At 54.2% G+C, this 16,968-nt stretch carries 12 protein-coding genes; all 12 read left to right on the top strand.

From position 1 onward, the window contains the following. The 12 genes from tssK to JSY17_RS16425 all read left to right on the top strand — a co-directional run bounded on the left by tssK (nucleotide 1) and on the right by JSY17_RS16425 (nucleotide 16,767). Complete coding sequence (gene tssK / locus JSY17_RS16480) at nucleotides 1-1,332, top strand: type VI secretion system baseplate subunit TssK (RefSeq protein WP_117163301.1); 1,332 nt, start codon at nucleotides 1-3, stop codon at nucleotides 1,330-1,332. 5 nt (nucleotides 1,333-1,337) lie between these two features. Further along, the gene (icmH, locus tag JSY17_RS16475) at nucleotides 1,338-2,213 is read left to right on the top strand and encodes a type IVB secretion system protein IcmH/DotU (protein WP_117181423.1); all 876 of its coding nucleotides are present in this window, start codon (nucleotides 1,338-1,340) and stop codon (nucleotides 2,211-2,213) included. 13 nt (nucleotides 2,214-2,226) lie between these two features. Continuing rightward, nucleotides 2,227-5,754: a type VI secretion system membrane subunit TssM gene (gene tssM, locus JSY17_RS16470; protein ID WP_206402465.1), complete on the top strand. Its 3,528-nt coding sequence runs from the start codon at nucleotides 2,227-2,229 to the stop codon at nucleotides 5,752-5,754. Continuing rightward, a complete protein-coding gene (locus tag JSY17_RS16465) occupies nucleotides 5,754-6,482 on the top strand; it encodes a PP2C family protein-serine/threonine phosphatase (protein WP_117181425.1) in 729 nt (242 codons plus the stop codon). Before tssM ends, JSY17_RS16465 begins: the two co-directional genes overlap by 1 nt. Continuing rightward, nucleotides 6,479-7,486 (top strand): serine/threonine-protein kinase, encoded by a 1,008-nt coding sequence (locus JSY17_RS16460; protein ID WP_162880516.1) that lies wholly within the window; start codon nucleotides 6,479-6,481, stop codon nucleotides 7,484-7,486. Before JSY17_RS16465 ends, JSY17_RS16460 begins: the two co-directional genes overlap by 4 nt. Before the next feature lie 21 nt (nucleotides 7,487-7,507). Beyond that, a complete protein-coding gene (tssI, locus tag JSY17_RS16455; protein ID WP_206402467.1) occupies nucleotides 7,508-9,544 on the top strand; it encodes a type VI secretion system Vgr family protein in 2,037 nt (678 codons plus the stop codon). Between the two features lie 11 nt (nucleotides 9,545-9,555). Beyond that, nucleotides 9,556-10,554 carry an SEL1-like repeat protein gene (locus JSY17_RS16450; RefSeq protein ID WP_232849500.1) on the top strand — a complete coding sequence of 333 codons (999 nt, stop codon included), beginning with the start codon at nucleotides 9,556-9,558 and terminating at the stop codon, nucleotides 10,552-10,554. 14 nt (nucleotides 10,555-10,568) lie between these two features. After that, the gene (locus JSY17_RS16445; protein ID WP_232849499.1) at nucleotides 10,569-13,607 is read left to right on the top strand and encodes a lysozyme family protein; all 3,039 of its coding nucleotides are present in this window, start codon (nucleotides 10,569-10,571) and stop codon (nucleotides 13,605-13,607) included. Nucleotides 13,608-13,616: 9 nt separating this feature from the next. Then, entirely contained in the window at nucleotides 13,617-14,018 is a 402-nt protein-coding gene (locus JSY17_RS16440; RefSeq protein WP_206402468.1) for a hypothetical protein, read from the top strand. Nucleotides 14,019-14,470: 452 nt separating this feature from the next. Beyond that, nucleotides 14,471-14,848 (top strand): hypothetical protein, encoded by a 378-nt coding sequence (locus JSY17_RS16435; RefSeq protein ID WP_206402469.1) that lies wholly within the window; start codon nucleotides 14,471-14,473, stop codon nucleotides 14,846-14,848. Between the two features lie 123 nt (nucleotides 14,849-14,971). Continuing rightward, nucleotides 14,972-15,739, top strand: a complete 768-nt coding sequence (locus JSY17_RS16430; RefSeq protein WP_206404921.1) for a hypothetical protein — start codon at nucleotides 14,972-14,974, stop codon at nucleotides 15,737-15,739. A 587-nt stretch (nucleotides 15,740-16,326) separates the two neighbouring features. Then, entirely contained in the window at nucleotides 16,327-16,767 is a 441-nt protein-coding gene (locus JSY17_RS16425; protein WP_201012474.1) for a hypothetical protein, read from the top strand. Nucleotides 16,768-16,968: the final 201 nt, after the last annotated feature.

Raw genomic sequence — 16,968 nt, 5'->3', positions numbered from 1 at the left:
ATGAACTCTCATAAAGTCATTTGGCAGGAAGGTATGTTGCTGCGTCCGCAGCACTTCCAGCACAACGATCGCTACTACGATCACCAGATGAAGACCCGCACCAAGCTGCTGGGCAGCTACACCTGGGGCTTTCTCAACCTGGACATCGACCTGCAGTTCCTCAACATGGGCAAGCTGGTGGTCAGCCAGGCTTCGGGGATTCTGCCGGACGGCAGCCTGTTCGAGCTGGGTGGCAACACCGAGCCGCTGGCGCTCGACGTACCGCCCAATACCGGTAACACACCGGTCTACCTGGCACTGCCGCTGGTAACCGGCAATCACATCGAAGCGCGCCGCCCGGAGCAGTCCGATGTGCTGGCACGCTATACCGCGTATGAAGCCGAAGTGGCCGACTCCAATGCCGGCGACGACTCCTCAAGCCAGGTCAGCTGTGGTCGTCCCGACTTCAAACTGTTGCTCGGCGAGCAGCAGAGCGATCAGGCGTATGTGAAGCTGAAGATCTGCGAAGTGCTCGATACGACGCCGGACGGCGTGATCAGTCTTGATCCGGACTTTGTGCCGACCTATATCCAGGCGCACGCGTCCAGCTATCTGCTGTCGTGCCTCAAGGAAGTCATCAGCATGCTCAGCCACCGGGGCGACACCATCGCCGACCGGATTCGCTCCAACGGCAAGGTGGGCGGCGCTGAAGTCGGCGACTTCATGATGCTGCAACTGATCAACCGCACCGAACTGCTGCTGCGTCACTACCTGGGCCTGGAGCAGGTTCACCCGGAAGAGCTCTACCGCACGCTGCTGACCATGCTGGGCGATCTGGCGACCTTTTCCAGCGACACCAAGCGTCCGCGTCTGGACAGCCGTTATCAGCACAGTGATCAGGGCGCGAGCTTCCGCAAACTGATGGAAGCGATTCGCCAGGTGTTGTCGATGGTGCTGGAGCAGCATGCCATCGAGTTGATCCTGCAGGCGCGCCAGTACGGCATCATCGTATCGCCACTGCACGATCACAAACTGCTGGGCTCGGCCTCGTTCGTACTGGCGGCCAGTGCCAACTGCGACTCCGAGGAACTGCGCCATCGCTTGCCCGCGCACCTCAAGGTCGGCCCGGTGGAGCGTATCCGCCAGCTGGTCAACCTGCATCTGCCAGGCATCAAGGTCAAACCCTTGCCGGTGGCTCCGCGGCAGATCGCGTTCCACTCCAACAAAACCTATTTCATCCTCGAACTCAGTTCCGAAGACCTGGCGCAACTCGAGCGCTCCGGCGGCTTCGCGTTCCACGTATCCGGCGAATTCGCCGAGCTTGAACTGAAATTCTGGGCCATAAGGAACTGATCGACATGATCAAGGACACGGAATACAACCAGGACGACAAGACCGTCCTGCTCGACCGTCAGGGCCAGGGGCCAGCATCGAGCCCGCTGACCGACTTCGCCGCGCCGCCACGTTTCGAACAACTGGAAGAGCGCATGATCTACGCAGCGCGCCTGCGTCCGGCCGAAGCGTTCAATATCAGCCTCAATTCGCTGGTGGCAGCAGGCTCCGAGCTGCTGTCCGAAGTGGTGCGGCTCAAGCACAGCGACTCCCGCGAAGACCTGTACGCGCTCAACGATCGACTGACCGCCGGGCTGAAACTGTTTGAAGTGCGCGCCTTGCACAATGGTGCCGAAAGCAGTCAGGTGATGGCTGCCCGTTACGTGCTGTGCACCGTGGTAGACGAAGCGGTTGTGACCACGCCTTGGGGCAACGAAAGCGAGTGGTCGCAAATGAGCCTGCTCAGCAGCTTCCACAACGAGACCTTCGGCGGCGAGAAGTTTTTCCAGCTGCTGGATCGCCTGTCGAAAAACCCGGTCAAGCATCTGCCCATGCTGGAGTTGATGTACCTGTGCCTGTCCCTGGGCTTTGAAGGCAAGTATCGCGTGCAGGCGCGCGGGATGCTCGAACTCGAAGGCATCCGTGATGCGCTGTATCGCCAGATCCGTCAATTGCGCGGTGATGTGCCCCGTGAACTGTCGCCCCATTGGGAAGGCTTGAACGACCAGCGCCGCAGCCTGGTACGCATCGTGCCGGTGTGGATGGTGGTGCTGTTTACCCTGGCCTGCCTGGTGGTGATGTATTCCGGCTTTGCCTGGATGCTGGGCGAGCAACGCGACACCGTTCTGCAACCTTATCAGCCGTTTGACCAGACCGCGGTCCAGCCGCAGTCGAAGCCGTAAACAGGGACGCGTGATGAAGAATTTTTTCAAGAAAGTCGGCGCATTCCTGCGCAAGACATGGGTCTGGACGCTGCTGCTGGTACTGTTTGTCGCGTTGCTGGTGTGGTTCGTGGGACCGCTGCTGGCGGTCAATGACTACAAGTTCTGGGAAAGCTCGACCTCCCGCCTGCTGACTATCAGTGTGCTGTTCCTGATCTGGGGCCTGACCATGGTCTTCGTCAGCTGGCGCGCGGGTATCCGCAAGAAGGCGATAGAAGAGAGCGAAGACGGCCAGGATCGTATCCGCCGCGAAGAGCAGATCGACGAAGAACAGAAAGAGTTGAAGACGCGTTTCAAGGATGCGCTGAAAACCCTGAAGACCTCGAGCCTGTATCGCGGTCGTAGCGAACGCTGGCGCAGTGATTTGCCCTGGTATTTGCTGATCGGACCGCAAGGCAGTGGCAAAACCAGCCTGCTGGACTTCTCGGGTCTTGAGTTCCCGATCAACAAGATTGAGCGCAAGCTGACCCGCGACACGCTGGGTACTCGGCACTGCGACTGGTATTTTGCCGATCATGGTGTACTGATCGACACCGCTGGCCGCTACCTGACCCAGCCGGATGCCGAAGTCGATGGCAGTGCCTGGAGCACCTTGCTTGACCTGCTGCGCAAGCGTCGCCGCAATCGTCCGTTGAACGGCGTGCTGGTTACCATTCCGGTGGAAACCCTGCTGCATGGCAGCGAACAGCAACTCGAAACCTTGGCCCGTCAGGTGCGTGGTCGCCTGCAGGATGTGCATCAGAAGCTGCACGTGGACGTGCCGGTCTATCTGGTGCTGAGCAAGGCTGACAGCCTGCTGGGTTTCGACGAGTTCTTCGATCAGCTGACTCGCGAAGAAAGCGATCAGGTGCTGGGCACCAGCTTCCGCAAAGAGCAGATTGGCACCGATGTGGCTGTGCTGCGCAACGAGTTCGAAGAACTGCTGCGTCGCCTCAACAGCCAGGTGATCATGCGCATGCATCAGGAGCGTGACACCCAGCGTCGTGGCCGCATCCTCGACTTCCCGCATCAACTCGGTCAGATCGGCGAGCGTCTGTGCCTGTTCGTCGACATGGCATTCACCGGCAACCGCTACCAGCGTGCCAGCCAGTTGCGTGGTTTCTACCTGACCAGCGCGCCGCACCTGACTGCGGAAATGGACGCAACCACTGCCGGTATCGGCGCCAACCTGGGCCTGAACGCCGGCATATTGCCGACCCTGCGCAGCGGCCGCTCGCGCTTCATTCACCACTTGCTCAGCCGGGTGATTTTCCCCGAGGCCGACCTTGCGGGCCTGGACAAGCGCGAGCGCAGCAGGATTCATTGGGGCCAGCGTGCGCTGTACATGGGGGCGCTGGCAGCCCTGGCACTGTTCGGCCTGCTTTGGGCCAGCGGTTTCTCTGCCAACTATGAGCGCCTGGAAAACCTGCGCAACCTTGCTCAGACCTGGACCCAGCAGCGTTCGGCCCTCAGCACTCGCGATGACGCCATGGCAGCGCTCAAGACACTCGACACCAGCTATGCGGCGACACAGGTTTTCCCGCCTAAAAGCGAAGTGAGTTACCACGAGCGCGGTGGCCTGTATCAGGGCGAAGTCGTCAACCCGGTCGTCAAGGAGGCTTACGAGCGTCAACTTGAAGAGCAACTGCTGCCACGGGTTGCAACCCTGCTGGAAGGGCAGGTGCGTGCCAATACCAAGGACCGCGATCGCCTGCTCAACAGTCTGCGTGCGTACCTGATGCTGAACATGAAGGACCGTCGCGACGAGCAATGGCTCAAGGACTGGGTCGCTGCCGAATGGTCCCAGCGTTACAGTGGCAATACGGCTGTACAGAACGGCTTGAACAGCCACTTCGAGCGCTTGCTCAAGCAGCCTTTCGTCTACCCGCTGGACGAACAACTGGTGGCTCAGGCGCGTCAGATTCTGCGCAGCGAGTCCCTGGCCAACGTGGTTTACCGGATGCTGCGCGAGCAGGCTCGCAACTTGCCGGAATACCGTCTGGACCAACATCTGGGCCCACAGGGCTCACTGTTTGTCGGCACCGACTACGTGATCCCGGGCTTTTACACCCAGCAGGGTTACCAGCAGTATTTCTCGGTCCAGGGCTCGATGCTGGTCACCGATATCCTGCGCGACAACTGGGTATTGGGTGAAGGCACTGGCCTGAGCAGCATGGACTTGCGTCGTCTGATGGTTGAGCTGGAGCAACTGTATTTCCGTGACTACGCCAACTATTGGGGTGAAGCGGTAGGCCAGGTTCAACTGCCGACGATCAACGATTTTGGCGAGGGTGCCGAGCAACTGGCAGGCCTGACTTCGGCCAATTCGCCGATTCTGCAAATGCTGGTGGAAGTGCGTGAAAACACCCGTTTCCCTGTGGTCGCGGAAACGGCGGAAGAAGCCGCCGCTGCGGCAGCACAACTGGCAGACAAGGGTGGAAAACTCGGTAAGGTGGCAGCCGCTGCAGCAGGCAATGCGTCCGATGCTCTGGCGAAAAAACTGCCGGATACGGCACGTAAATCCCTGCAAAGCCGCTTCGAACCACTGCACCGCTTGCTGGACGACAACAACGGACCGACCGCTGACCTGACGCCAGCCCTGGCAGCCCTCAACGAACTGCAAATGCAGATGGCCAGCCTGGCTCGTTCCAGCTCGCCGGATCAAGCCGCATTCGAGCTGGCCAAGACCCGTATGGGCGGCCAGCGCGATGCGCTGAGCAACCTGCGCACGGCATCCGGGCGTCTGCCGCGCCCGGTGGGTGTGTGGTTCAACGTCCTGGCTGAAGACACCTGGCGTCTGGTGCTGCGCGATTCCTATCAGTACCTGAACCAGCGCTATCAGAACGAGCTGTACAGCTTCTACGGCAAGGCGATCAACCAGCGTTATCCGTTCAATGCTCACAGTGCCAGCGACGTGGCAATCAGTGATTTCCGTGAGTTCTTCAAGGCTCAGGGTATTGCCGATCGCTTCTTCGACAGCTACATGCGCCCATTCGTCAGTGGCGATCCGGGTAACTACCGCATGCGCACTGTCGACGGTTACAGCCTGCCGGTCTCCAAGGTCTACCTCGACCAGATGGCGTCCGCACTGGTGATCCGTCAGAGCTTCTTCGCCGATAACCCGGCCGAGCCACAGGTGCAGTTCAAGCTGGAGCCTTACACCCTGGACCCGGCGGTCAGCCGTTCCGAGTTCAAACTGGGCGACAAGACCATCGAATACCGCCATGGCCCGATCGTGCCGGTGTCGTTCAAATGGCCGACCGATGCCGAAGACGGTCGTACCAGTCTGGTTCTCGACAGAATGGTCGGCCGCCCGCTGGGTATCGAAAAGAACACAGGACCATGGTCGCTGTTCCGTCTGTTCGATCTGATGCAGACCGAATACCTGACAGGTCGTGATGTATTGGTGCTCAAGGCGGACGTGGGTGGCCTGCGCGCCAACTACCTGCTGACCAGCCAGCGTACGCCAAACCCGTTCGATATGGGCGTGCTGCGCACCTTCCGCATGCCGGTGCAGCTCTGATGCTGGTAGCCAGCCCATGGCGCAGCGCTGCGCGCACCGATGCCGGCAAGGTTCGGGCGCGCAACGAAGATGCTTTCCTGGACTCCCCACAGCATGGACTGTGGGTGGTCGCAGACGGGATGGGCGGTCACCAGGGGGGCGATATCGCCAGCCAGTTGATCGTCTCCAGCCTGGCGGAACTGCCGGTGCAGAGCGACTTCAACGAGCGGCTCAAGGACATACGCCAGTGCCTGCACTGGCTCAACCGTCGCTTGGGGCAGGAGTTGACCGTTACGGCCGGACGCCATGACAGCATCATGGGCAGCACCGTTGTGGCGCTGCTGGTAGAGGGCAATCGTGCGGCCTGCATCTGGGCAGGCGATAGTCGCTGTTATCTGTGGCGCGGTCAGCGTCTGTACCAGTTGTCCAGGGATCACTCTCTGCAACAGCAACTGATCGACGAGCAGAAAATGAGCGTTGAACAGGCCAGAGCTTACCCTGGTGCACATGCCCTGACCCGTGCCGTAGGGGCTGCGGAGCAACTGACCCTGGATGTCCTGGAGCTGGAAGTGTATCCCGGCGATACCTTTCTGCTCTGCAGCGATGGCTTGTATCAAGGGCTCAGCAGCGATGCACTTGGCAATGCCTTGAGCCTCACTGCACCGCAGATCGCGCTGGAGCGTCTGTTCGACGGGGCGCTGCGTGGCTCGGCACGGGACAACCTGACGGCCGTGGTAATTCGCCAATGACTGAACTCATGCGACCGATCGATGACTTGCTGGTGAGCGAGGAGCAGGACAGCAACCTGACCTACTTTGCCTTCGCCCAGTCGCACAAGGCAGAAGCGGCACCGGCGCCGACCCGCGCCAGTATCGCTGAAATGCCCGACGTGCTGGCCGGTCGTTACCGTATCGAACGTTTGCTCGGTGCCGGTGGCATGGGGCTGGTCTACCGTGCCCGTGACTTGCTGAGCGAACAGTTCGGCGATCCCGATCCCTACATCGCCCTGAAAGTCCTCAGCGAAGAATTTGCCGAGTCGCCGGATGCCAGCGCCTTGCTTTACAGCGAGTTCGCCCTGACCCGACGTCTGCGCCACGACAATGTGCTGCGCCTGCATAACTTTGAAGTGGATACAGACTGCCAGCAGGCCTTCATCACCATGGAACTCATGCGTGGGCTGACCCTGGACAAACTGCTCTGCGAGCGGCCTCTGGGGCTGCCGTGGAAAGAGCTGCGTGACATTACACTGCCGTTGCTCGACGCCTTGGCCTATTCCCATGCCCACGGCGTGCTTCATGGTGACATGAAGCCGAGCAATGTCATGGTCACCGAAGACGGCGTGCGCCTGTTCGACTTTGGCCTTGGCCAGGCAGAGGAGGGTATCCTGCCCGGTCTGCCGCACCTGAGCCGCGAACGTTTCCATGCCTGGACCCCGGGCTATGCCGCACCGGAACTGCTTGAAGGCAAACCGCTGTCGGCCAGCGCCGATGTTTACGGTGTGGCCTGTGTGATCTTCGAACTGGCAGGAGGCAAACACCCGTTTCGCCGGTTGCCCTCGACCCAGGCCCGTGACGAGCGCCTCGATCGTGAACTGCAAGCACCGAAGAATCTGCCCAGACACTGCTGGCCAGCCCTGCGAGCAGCACTGGCTTTCGATGCCGGTGATCGCAAGATCACCGCCAAACAATTGCGTGACGCTTTCACCGTCACTTCGTCCTGGCAGCAGCGCCTGATGCCTTGGCGTAACGGATGACTACCGAACAGGGAGCACACAATGTTCAACCCTTCCAACGAAACGCACTTCAGCCTGACCATCGAAGATTACGAGGGCGATCTGCAGGTGCTGTCGTTTACTGGTACCGAAGGCATCAGCCAGGCCTTTCGTTTCGACGTGGAACTGGTCAGCGAAAACCCTGATCTGGACCTGGAAAAGCTCCTGCACAAGCAGGCATTCCTGGCGTTCGATCCGCAGGGCAGCGGCATTCATGGCCAGATATACCGTATCGCCCAGGGCGATGCCGGCAAGCGCCTGACCCGCTACACCCTGTCTCTGGTGCCGCAGTTGCAGTACCTGCACCACAGGACCAACCAGCGTATTTATCAGCAACTGTCGGCACCCGAGATCATTGCGCTGATCCTCGAAGAGCACGGTATCAAGGGCAACGCCTATAGCTTTCAACTCGGCCAGGAGTGCCCGAAGCGCGAGTATTGCGTGCAGTATGACGAAACCGACCTGCACTTTATCCAGCGGCTCTGCGAGGAGGAGGGGATTCACTACCACTTCCAGCACAGCGAAAAGGCTCATCTGCTGGTATTCGGCGACGATCAGACCGTTTTTCCCAAGCTCGGGCAGCCTACAGCGTATGTACAAGGCAGCGGTCTGGTCGCCGACGAGCCGGTGATCAAAGGCTTCAAATTACGCCTGGAAACCCGCACCAGCCGTGTCACCCGACGTGATTACGACTTCGAAAAGCCCAATCTGCAACTCGAAGCCGCCTACAAACCAGCAGGTGAAAGTACTGAGCCGGACCTGGAAGACTACGACTATCCAGGCCGTTTCCTGGACCGTGCCCGTGGCAAGTTTCTCAGCCAGCGCGCACTGGAACGTCATCGTGCCGATTACCAGCAGGTCGAAGGCTGGGGCGACCAGACGACCCTTACCAGCGGGCACTTTCTGGAACTCTCCGATCACCCTCGTACCGAGTGGAACGACCTGTGGTTGCTGACTGAAATCTTCCACGAAGGCAAACAGCCGCAAGTTCTGGAAGAGTCGGTAACCAGCGACACCACCGACAACAAGGACGACTTTCACCAGGGCTACCGCAATCGCTTCCTCGCAACCCCGTGGGTCGTGTTCTACCGTCCGGCGCTGGAGCACACAAAGCCCCGTGTGCTTGGCACCCAGACCGCCACCGTCACAGGGCCAAAAGGCGAGGAGATCCACTGCGACCAGTATGGCCGAGTGAAAGTGCAGTTCCACTGGGACCGGGAAGGCCAGGCCGACGACAAGACCACTTGCTGGTTACGTGTATCCAGTGCCTGGGCCGGCGACCGTTATGGTGGTATTTCCATTCCGCGCATCGGCATGGAGGTTCTCGTCACGTTCCTTGAAGGCGACCCCGACCAACCGCTGGTCAACGGCTGCCTGTACCACAAGGAAAACCAGGTTCCGTACCCTCTGCCAGCAAACAAGACCCGCACCGTGTTCAAGACCCTCAGTTCTCCGGGCGGTGGCGGGTATAACGAGTTGCGCATCGAAGACAAGAAAGGTGCAGAACAGATCTACATCCATGCCCAGCGCGACTGGGACGAAAACATTGAGCACGACCAGAAAATTCGCGTCGGCAACGAACGACACGACACGGTAGAGAAGAATATCTACACCGAACTCAAGGCCGAAGAACACCGCACCACCCTCAGCGACCGCAAGGTCGAAGTACGGATGGATGACCACCTCACCATCGGACAGAACCAGCATGTAAAGCTCGGTACTGCACAACTGACCAGTGTCGGTCGTGAAATCCACCTCAAGGCCGGCGACAAGATTGTCATCGAGGCCGGTACGGAACTGACCGCGCTGGGAGGAGGGAGCTTCATCAAGCTCGATGGCGGTGGCATCACCGTGATTGGCCCGGTCGTCAAGGTCAATGCCGGTGGCTCGGCGGGGTCAGGCACCGGAATCGCGATCAAACCGCCCGTGCTGCCGGGTGCGGCGGATAAGGACAAAGCGGGGAGTCTGATGGATCAGGCGTTGGTGAATACGCCGCCTGAGAAGGTTAAGCCGAAGGCTTTTTTTGTGTTTTCCGAGTGATGAAATACGTGATGAAAAGGAACAATCGAGTGCGAAGTTTCGGTTTGCAATGGTTAGTGCTGCTTGCCTGGGGGGCAAGCTTCGGAGCGATGGCCGCTCAATGCCCGAGTGATCATTTCGAGGGTTTCATAAAAGAGTTTTCCGCCAGTGCGCAATTGCAGCAAGCGTTCACTGCCTCCCCGGTGACAGAACAAACGGTCGTTGCAGCTGGATCGAAGCCTCGTGTGGTGCAGAAACAGTCAAGGTCGCTGGATGCTTCAACGCTGGCGATGCTATCCCCGGAGAGTCTCCAGCGATCTGGCCTCAGCATGACAGTTCAATTGCCCGATCAATTGTACGTACGGGACCACAAGGGTGAAGTCCTGAAAGTATTCAGCTTCAAGCATAACGATTGTTGGGTCTTGAATCGTGTTGAAGACTGGTCCATTGAGAGCGTGCTGAATGCACAAAACGTTAACGCCCAATCTTCTCCGGGGGCGCGCTCGTTCAAACGCGGCGAACTGTTCAATCAATTGGCTATAGATAACAACTCTTCATCGTCTGCGCAGCTGTATGTTTCTGCGCTGGATAGCTATCTGGATGGTGCTGGTCAGGGGTCTGCACCATCAGCTTTTGCTGCTGCGGGGATCAGCTTGTCGGGCCAGGCTCCGCGTCTGGAAAACTCGAAAATTCTCGATCTTCTTGTCTATGCATCAAAAAGTGTGCCGGAAGCAGGCTTGGCGCTGGCCGACTTTTATTGCTATGAAGGCAATTATGAAGAGAAGCAAGCTTGTGCAAACCCTGAAAAATCGTTGAGCACACTTATTGAAGTAGCACGCTCTGGGTATGCACTGGCATTGATCCAGCTCGGAAGTGCTTATGAAGCAGGCGCTATCGTACAGACCGATTTACCCCGAGCCATGGCCTGCTACAAGGAAGCTGAAAAGGGAGGCAATGAAGCAGCGTCTTCAAACGTCGAACGGCTTCGTAGTCAAGGCACTGTCGACTACAACACCACTCACTGTCTTTAAGCAGGGCGCCTCTGATGAGCACTGGACTACTCGAACAACGCGCTAATTATCCACACACTGGATATGAGTACGGTTTCGGTAAAAACGGAAACGTTGACGTCGATGGTGACGGTCGTAAAGAAATCGACTGTTCCCATCTGCTGAGTCGCATGCTGAGCGACGCTGGTTACACTATTCCTTACAGAACTACGGGCGCGCTGGCGACTGATACTGTTTATTACGATGTGATCGCTCTGAATGATGTAAAACCCGGTGATATTGCACTGTGGACAACACTGGGTCATACCGGTGTAATCGAGGAAATGGATGCCACGCGTACCAAAGGTCGGTTCTTCGGGTCGCAAACTTCAACAGGACCTAAGTCCGCAAAGTTTGGTGCTGGCAGCGGTTACTGGCCAATGCCGAACAAGTACTTAAGACCCAAGGCTCAATATCGTAATGGAGCACCAGCAGATCCCGCACCTGCTCCAGCACCCGCGCCCGCACCTGCTCCAACAGCATCACCGTTGATAAATTTCCAGTACCCGTTCCGCAAGGCTGACGGTAAGCAGTTCACTGATGCCGAGGAAATCTACAAGGCGCTGGAAGGTGAGGCTTCCGGTCACTATCTGCTGGGCAGCAACAAGTTCTGGCACGGCGGTATCCATATTTCTGACAAAAGCGCACCGCAGTGCATATCGAACGAGCCCATCCGCTGTATGGCCGATGGTGAGGTTGTCGCCTATCGCCTGAATCAGGATTACCTGGAGTCGACCTTTGGCGACAACGAGAAGAAGTTGAAGTATTCCAACTCCTTCTGCCTGGTGCGGCATGAGTACAAATCCCCTCCGAACCCGGATGAGGGGCCTAATAAAGGCAAGCAGAACAAGCTCAACTTCTACAGCTTGTATATGCACCTGCTGCCGTATGATCGGTATGCTGCATCACCGGATGAAATACCAGCACCACGTATCAGGATGATCGCAAGTGGTTTCAAGGCGCGAAGTTACATCAAGGATGCCCCAAACTGCGTGGAGTATGGAGCTATTTCAGCAGGCGCTGAAATTGAGATCCTGGAAGAGCATGCTGACCTGGTTCATGCCAAAGGTAAGCTGGTAAAAGGTAATGTCGGTGGTCGTACCGAAGGGCAAGAGTTCTGGTTTGCCTACAAACAGAATGGTGCGCCATATCCTAGAACCGGCGGTGCCCCTAGCTGGAGTGCAGTCGTTCCTCCAGAAAGAACCCGGCCAGGTTACTGGAAAGGCAAGGTGCGAGCAGTAGTCACAGGAAGTGGCCTCACCCTTCGTCAGCCACCGGCATCCCTCACTAATGGTGCCGAATCGGGAGTACCGATCAGCGCCCCCACGGCTCAAGGAACGAGCGAAGGTCTGGTCCTATGCACAAACAGTACGATCGAGTTTGACAGTGGAAAAGTCCTCAACCTCAAACTGGGCAATAAAACCCTGCGCATGGCAGAGTGTACATTTGTACCCAGCACCTCAGGTCCCGCTACAGGCTTGAAAGGGCACTCTGTTCCTGTGCCGTCCTCCTTCTGGGCGTGCGTAGAAGATGTCTCCCCCAATCGCTTTGTTCAATGGCAAGACCTTATACCTTCAGTATTCGATGCAGTTGTTCCCATGGAGACGGCCATCAAGGCTGGAGATCCAATAGGTTATCTTGGGCAATCAGAAATCCTTACCGGCGAAAATGGCGGTGTGAGCAGCAAGCACCAGGTCCACGTCGAAATTTTCACTGCCGAAGCAGAGGTCAAGGATTTCCTGAAGAACACTGCTGGCTTGAAGGTTGGCAAGCAGTACCTTTCTTTGGCGAGCGGCGCGAAACTCAAGGTAAAAGCCTCTGCTGCTGAAACCGCAGCACTCAAGAAAGAACACATCATCGATCTGGCCAAGGCACCTGTAATCAAGGAATCTGAAGAGGACTGGTACGAAGTCAGCGTTGTCGATGACAACCAGACGCTGACCGGCCTTGTGAAAAAAACAGGCGCAACGCTCATTACCCAGCATGACTGGGAAAAGCTGGGTTTCCAGATCGTCGCCGAGAGCAACCCTACGGCAGACGGTTTTCTTGATCCTGAGGACATGCCGCAATTCTTCAAGGACCTGTTCGCCAAAATCGATAAAAACCACGACAGCGAGGTGGACTCGGGCGAATTGGCTGAAGCGCTTAAAAATAGCGACACCCGGGATCAGTGGTCGAAACTGATTGCTTATCATCCGACTGAGTGGAAGGACAAATCCAGTTCAGCGAAGTGGAGTAAGCTCGATACATTGCTGGAAACGTCTCCGAAAACGCTCAAGCATGAAAAAGAGCGCATTGATAAGTATGTGTTTTGGGATGAGTTGTCTGGGAAGGCTGCGATAAGTTCGAGTTTGGTTTGGCATTTTCATCCGATTGGGTTTGTAGATAACTTTACTGCTTTGGAGGGCGATAATGATTTGAAATGGCTTAAAGTTGAAAGTGGTCAATTAACATTTGATGTGGAAGGTAATGACATTGAAGATGCAGCAAACCCACTGCATATGTACTTTAGTCGTAAAGTACATTGGCCTGGAGGTGCGTCGGGCATAACCATTGGAAGAGGTTATGATTTGGGGCAGAGGCCTAATCCTGAAAGTGATCTTGCAGCAGTGGGTATCGTTGAACCGTTGCTCAGTTGGTTGATAGGTTCGAAGGGGTTAAGTGGTAATGCTGCCAGGGATTATTTAAATAGTGCAAGCCCTGAGATTAAAACAATATTTATTACTAGAAAGCAGCAGTATGATCTGTTTACTTCTGTCTATGATGCGAAGAAAAAGCAAGTCATCACTATTTCTGGTGCAGCCTTCAACGTTGCTAACTATGGTGTATTGAATTGGGATAGTGTGGATCCTAAAATTCAAGATATGATGGTTGATCTTATTTATAGAGGGGACTACACTCCGGCATCTAGGGTTAGGGTTCAGCGGCCCTTTGTAGAAAATAATATGACAGAATTGAAAGCTGTTATGTCTGATCAAAATAACTGGCCAAATGTTCCGTCGGATCGGTTTGTTAAACGCTCTAATTATTTGTAAGGTAATATAATGAAATTATCAGCGATATTGGTTTTTTTTGTTTCCTGCTGTGCGTTTGCACAAAGTGATCAGGCTGCAGTAGTAAATATATATAAGGCTGATACGGCCTTGATTTCTGGAAAGCTTGTTCGTTACTACCAAATGTTTGACAGCCCATGCATTCAGGTGCAGATACTAAAACCTGGTGGAAATGGTATTGCTAATAATACTAAGGAGTTTTGTAGTATCTCAGGGAAAAGCTTTACTTTGGATTACTCTGAGATATGGTTGGAAAAAGGAGAGTTTTCAAGTGATGAGCTGAATATCACCTTAAAACTTCTTTCTCTAAGCCAAGATAAAGAACAGGTTGGCGTGTGTAAGTTTAAAGTTAAGGATGGAGCGATCAGTGAGCCTGTGTGCACAATAAAATAACAAGCGTTGTAGCTTTTTATAGTAGTAAGTTGGAAGGTCTTGTTGTCACTGATTTTATATATGATTTGTGCTGGGAGTATTTTGAGATGTGTGAGGGTGAATTCCAGAAAGCGCTATCCATCTTGATAATTAAAGTGTAGTGCTCGGGGGGGCAGTTGTAGTGTGCTCAATATGACTTCTCCCACGCGCTGGCTAACTTTTGCTATTAAGGCTTACTGTCTTTTTTTCTGTGAGTAGTATTTATTATGCAGCGGATTCTGATTTGCGTGGAGATGAATGACCACCTCACCATCGGACAGAACCAGCATGTAAAGCTAGGTCCTGTACAACTGACCAGTGTCGGTCGGGAAATCCATCTCTGAGTGAGCTTTTAAATTATTAACCATTTTCAAAGGGGGGGTATTTTTTTGGACTGGGGCATAGTTAGAGGTTTTAGGGGAACTGCTCTTTGCATGTTGCTTGCTTTTTCAGGAGTTTCATGGGGTTTCGACTATGGCAGGGCCTCTAAAATAGAATCCTCTCGTCAAGGAGATGTGGTCGTCAGATACATAAAGGAGTATGGCTCCCCTTGTTTACGTGTTCAGGTGTTAGATCCTGCCAAGAACTGGGCGCTCATTGCTGAAAAGAGATTTTGTAGCTACCGTGAAAAGTCGTTGATAACGGATGTAGCTTATGCAACATTTGAAAAAATTACATTCTCGCCTGATGGGATTAGTTTTAGACTGAGTATTACGCCACTTACATTGAATGACGAGGAGTTGTATGTTTGTACTATTCCTGTCAGCGGGGCGAAAATAAGGGAGTTGGAGTGTATTGATAAGGAGAAATAAAAGTTGAGTATCTGCTGATATGGTTTTCGGGGGGGCTAGACTTTTACTAGCCCCGCGCTGGAAAGAGTAAATTAGCTATTCTAAACAGGCACTGATGTGAGATTTTCTATAGTGTACGCAGTCTTGCTGGCGATAAGTTCTTCGCAAGCGTATGCAGACTTTGATAGCTTAATAATAAGGCAACAAACTACCAGGGAGATAGGTGGGGACTGCGTCGGTAGCAAAAGTAGAATCCAGCTCCTTGATGGCAGAGTCAGCATTATCAATGAGGTAGGCAAAACCTACAAGTTGAGTCTGGACTATCAAGATGAAGACTTGCCTGCATATCTCGGATCTGCTCAAAAGTTGGGAGTATGCGTTGCCGCATTTAAATATGCCAAAAATTCCGTCAATGAAAGTTTTGCCTTGTTTATTTTTGACCAGTCCTCGAATGAGTTCAAACCGTCTCGCGCGGGCCTGATCACTAACCCCGAGTTTCTCGATGGCAAGATTCTTAGTAACTACAAGGATGGCCCGACTACGCACAATGATACCTTTTGCTATTCCGCGACAAAGAAGGATTATTATGTTTGCGAAAAAAGAGAGCAATTTTCAGAGCTGTTTGAAAAACGAGAAGTCTGCGCAGAGACATCCTGCATGGACCCAGAAATTGTCAGGGAAGGAACAGTAGCGCCGGTAGAGGCTACCGTATCAACAGCCAAGGTCAATTTCTTCGACATGTCTGATGAAGCAGTGTTTACCGAAAGAAAAGCATATCTGGTACAGGGTGATAAAGTGATTTTGATTGATTACCATCGTAATGATGATGGTCTGTATTATAAGGTTGTCTATACAGGAAAAGTAAAAGCTACAGGGTGGATTCCAGAGAATGCTATCCAAATCAATAATTGAAATTTTGCATGAAATTAAATGGAGGGTTTTCCAGTTTTTGATATCCTCCCTCTAAATCGACTTCAACTATAGGTGATGAAGTATCCCGAGCTATTACCATAAAAATCAGATTTTCATGGGGGCGGGCTTATACATAATTCTGTATTTATGTTTTTGCTTCGTCTTTTGATCTCGTCCCGATTGTAGTTGGCCGAGGACCGCCAGGGGGCAGTACGGGCAGAGAAACGTTGGTTATTTTCTATTTCCATGAGTGCGAATTGAACCCAATATAACTGCAGTTTTTGATGAGTTTTAGAGCTGATCGACTCCAGTTTGCTCCAAGCATTCTTAGCAACGGCCTGTGGTCATGCCTTATCATCTATCCCCGCTCAGATTGGCTGAAAGAGAGTCACCGTATTCCCCGCAACCACATTGGCAGTAGTACACATGTGCTATTGATATGTTTTAACGGCTTGTCCATTATTCTGAAAAGAGACTGGTTCTCGCTCTTGTAATATATTTCCAGTTTTAAGTCCTCAAGTCGGCCAGCTTCTTGGGTCTGGCGATTATTGCATGTGTAGGCGGTTATAAATGGCAGGATCGAAATAATGTTCAAGAAGGCAATAGCACTTTTGCTTTTGGTGCCGATCTCCGGATGCAGTTACCTTAATCCTGAGCGTGAAATGATAAGCAAGCTCAAGGGTAAGGATATCGCAGAAGCCAAGGGCTTTCTTTATTCAAGCATGGGGGATCCTGTCTATGAGCCCACGCCAATCCCCAGCATAATTGCCGACACGATTCCGGCTGATTCAGAGCGTCTGTACCAATGGGAGACGCTTGTTTACTACGAAGATGTGCCGGAGCAGACCGGTTCCTACATGGACGTCAATATGGGGCGCCCTATATTGGTTCATACCTACGACTACAAGCGTGTTAATCACTATTGCACCGTCAGTCTTAAATCCGATAGACGAGGTATCGTTCAAAGCGCAGAAGCCGTCGGTTCAGGATGTACGCGGCTGTCGAAAAGCTGGTTTTTCGGTATCTGAGTGATAACAACACATGAGGTCAGAGTGTTGTTTCGTCAAGGTCATCAAGTAGCGAGAAATTAATCATGTTTGTCTGCTCATCCAGAGTATTTCAGCTCCGCATATTATGTGTGGCAGCACTGTGGCTGAGTAGCGCGCTCACTCCAGCCCTGGCTCTCTCGCCTGTAGAGCAACCCATTAATGCCATTGACGCTCTGGCTG

Source organism: Pseudomonas capsici (genome assembly GCF_017165765.1).
Classification (GTDB): domain Bacteria; phylum Pseudomonadota; class Gammaproteobacteria; order Pseudomonadales; family Pseudomonadaceae; genus Aquipseudomonas; species Aquipseudomonas capsici.
This window is presented reverse-complemented; position numbering and strand designations above follow the sequence as displayed.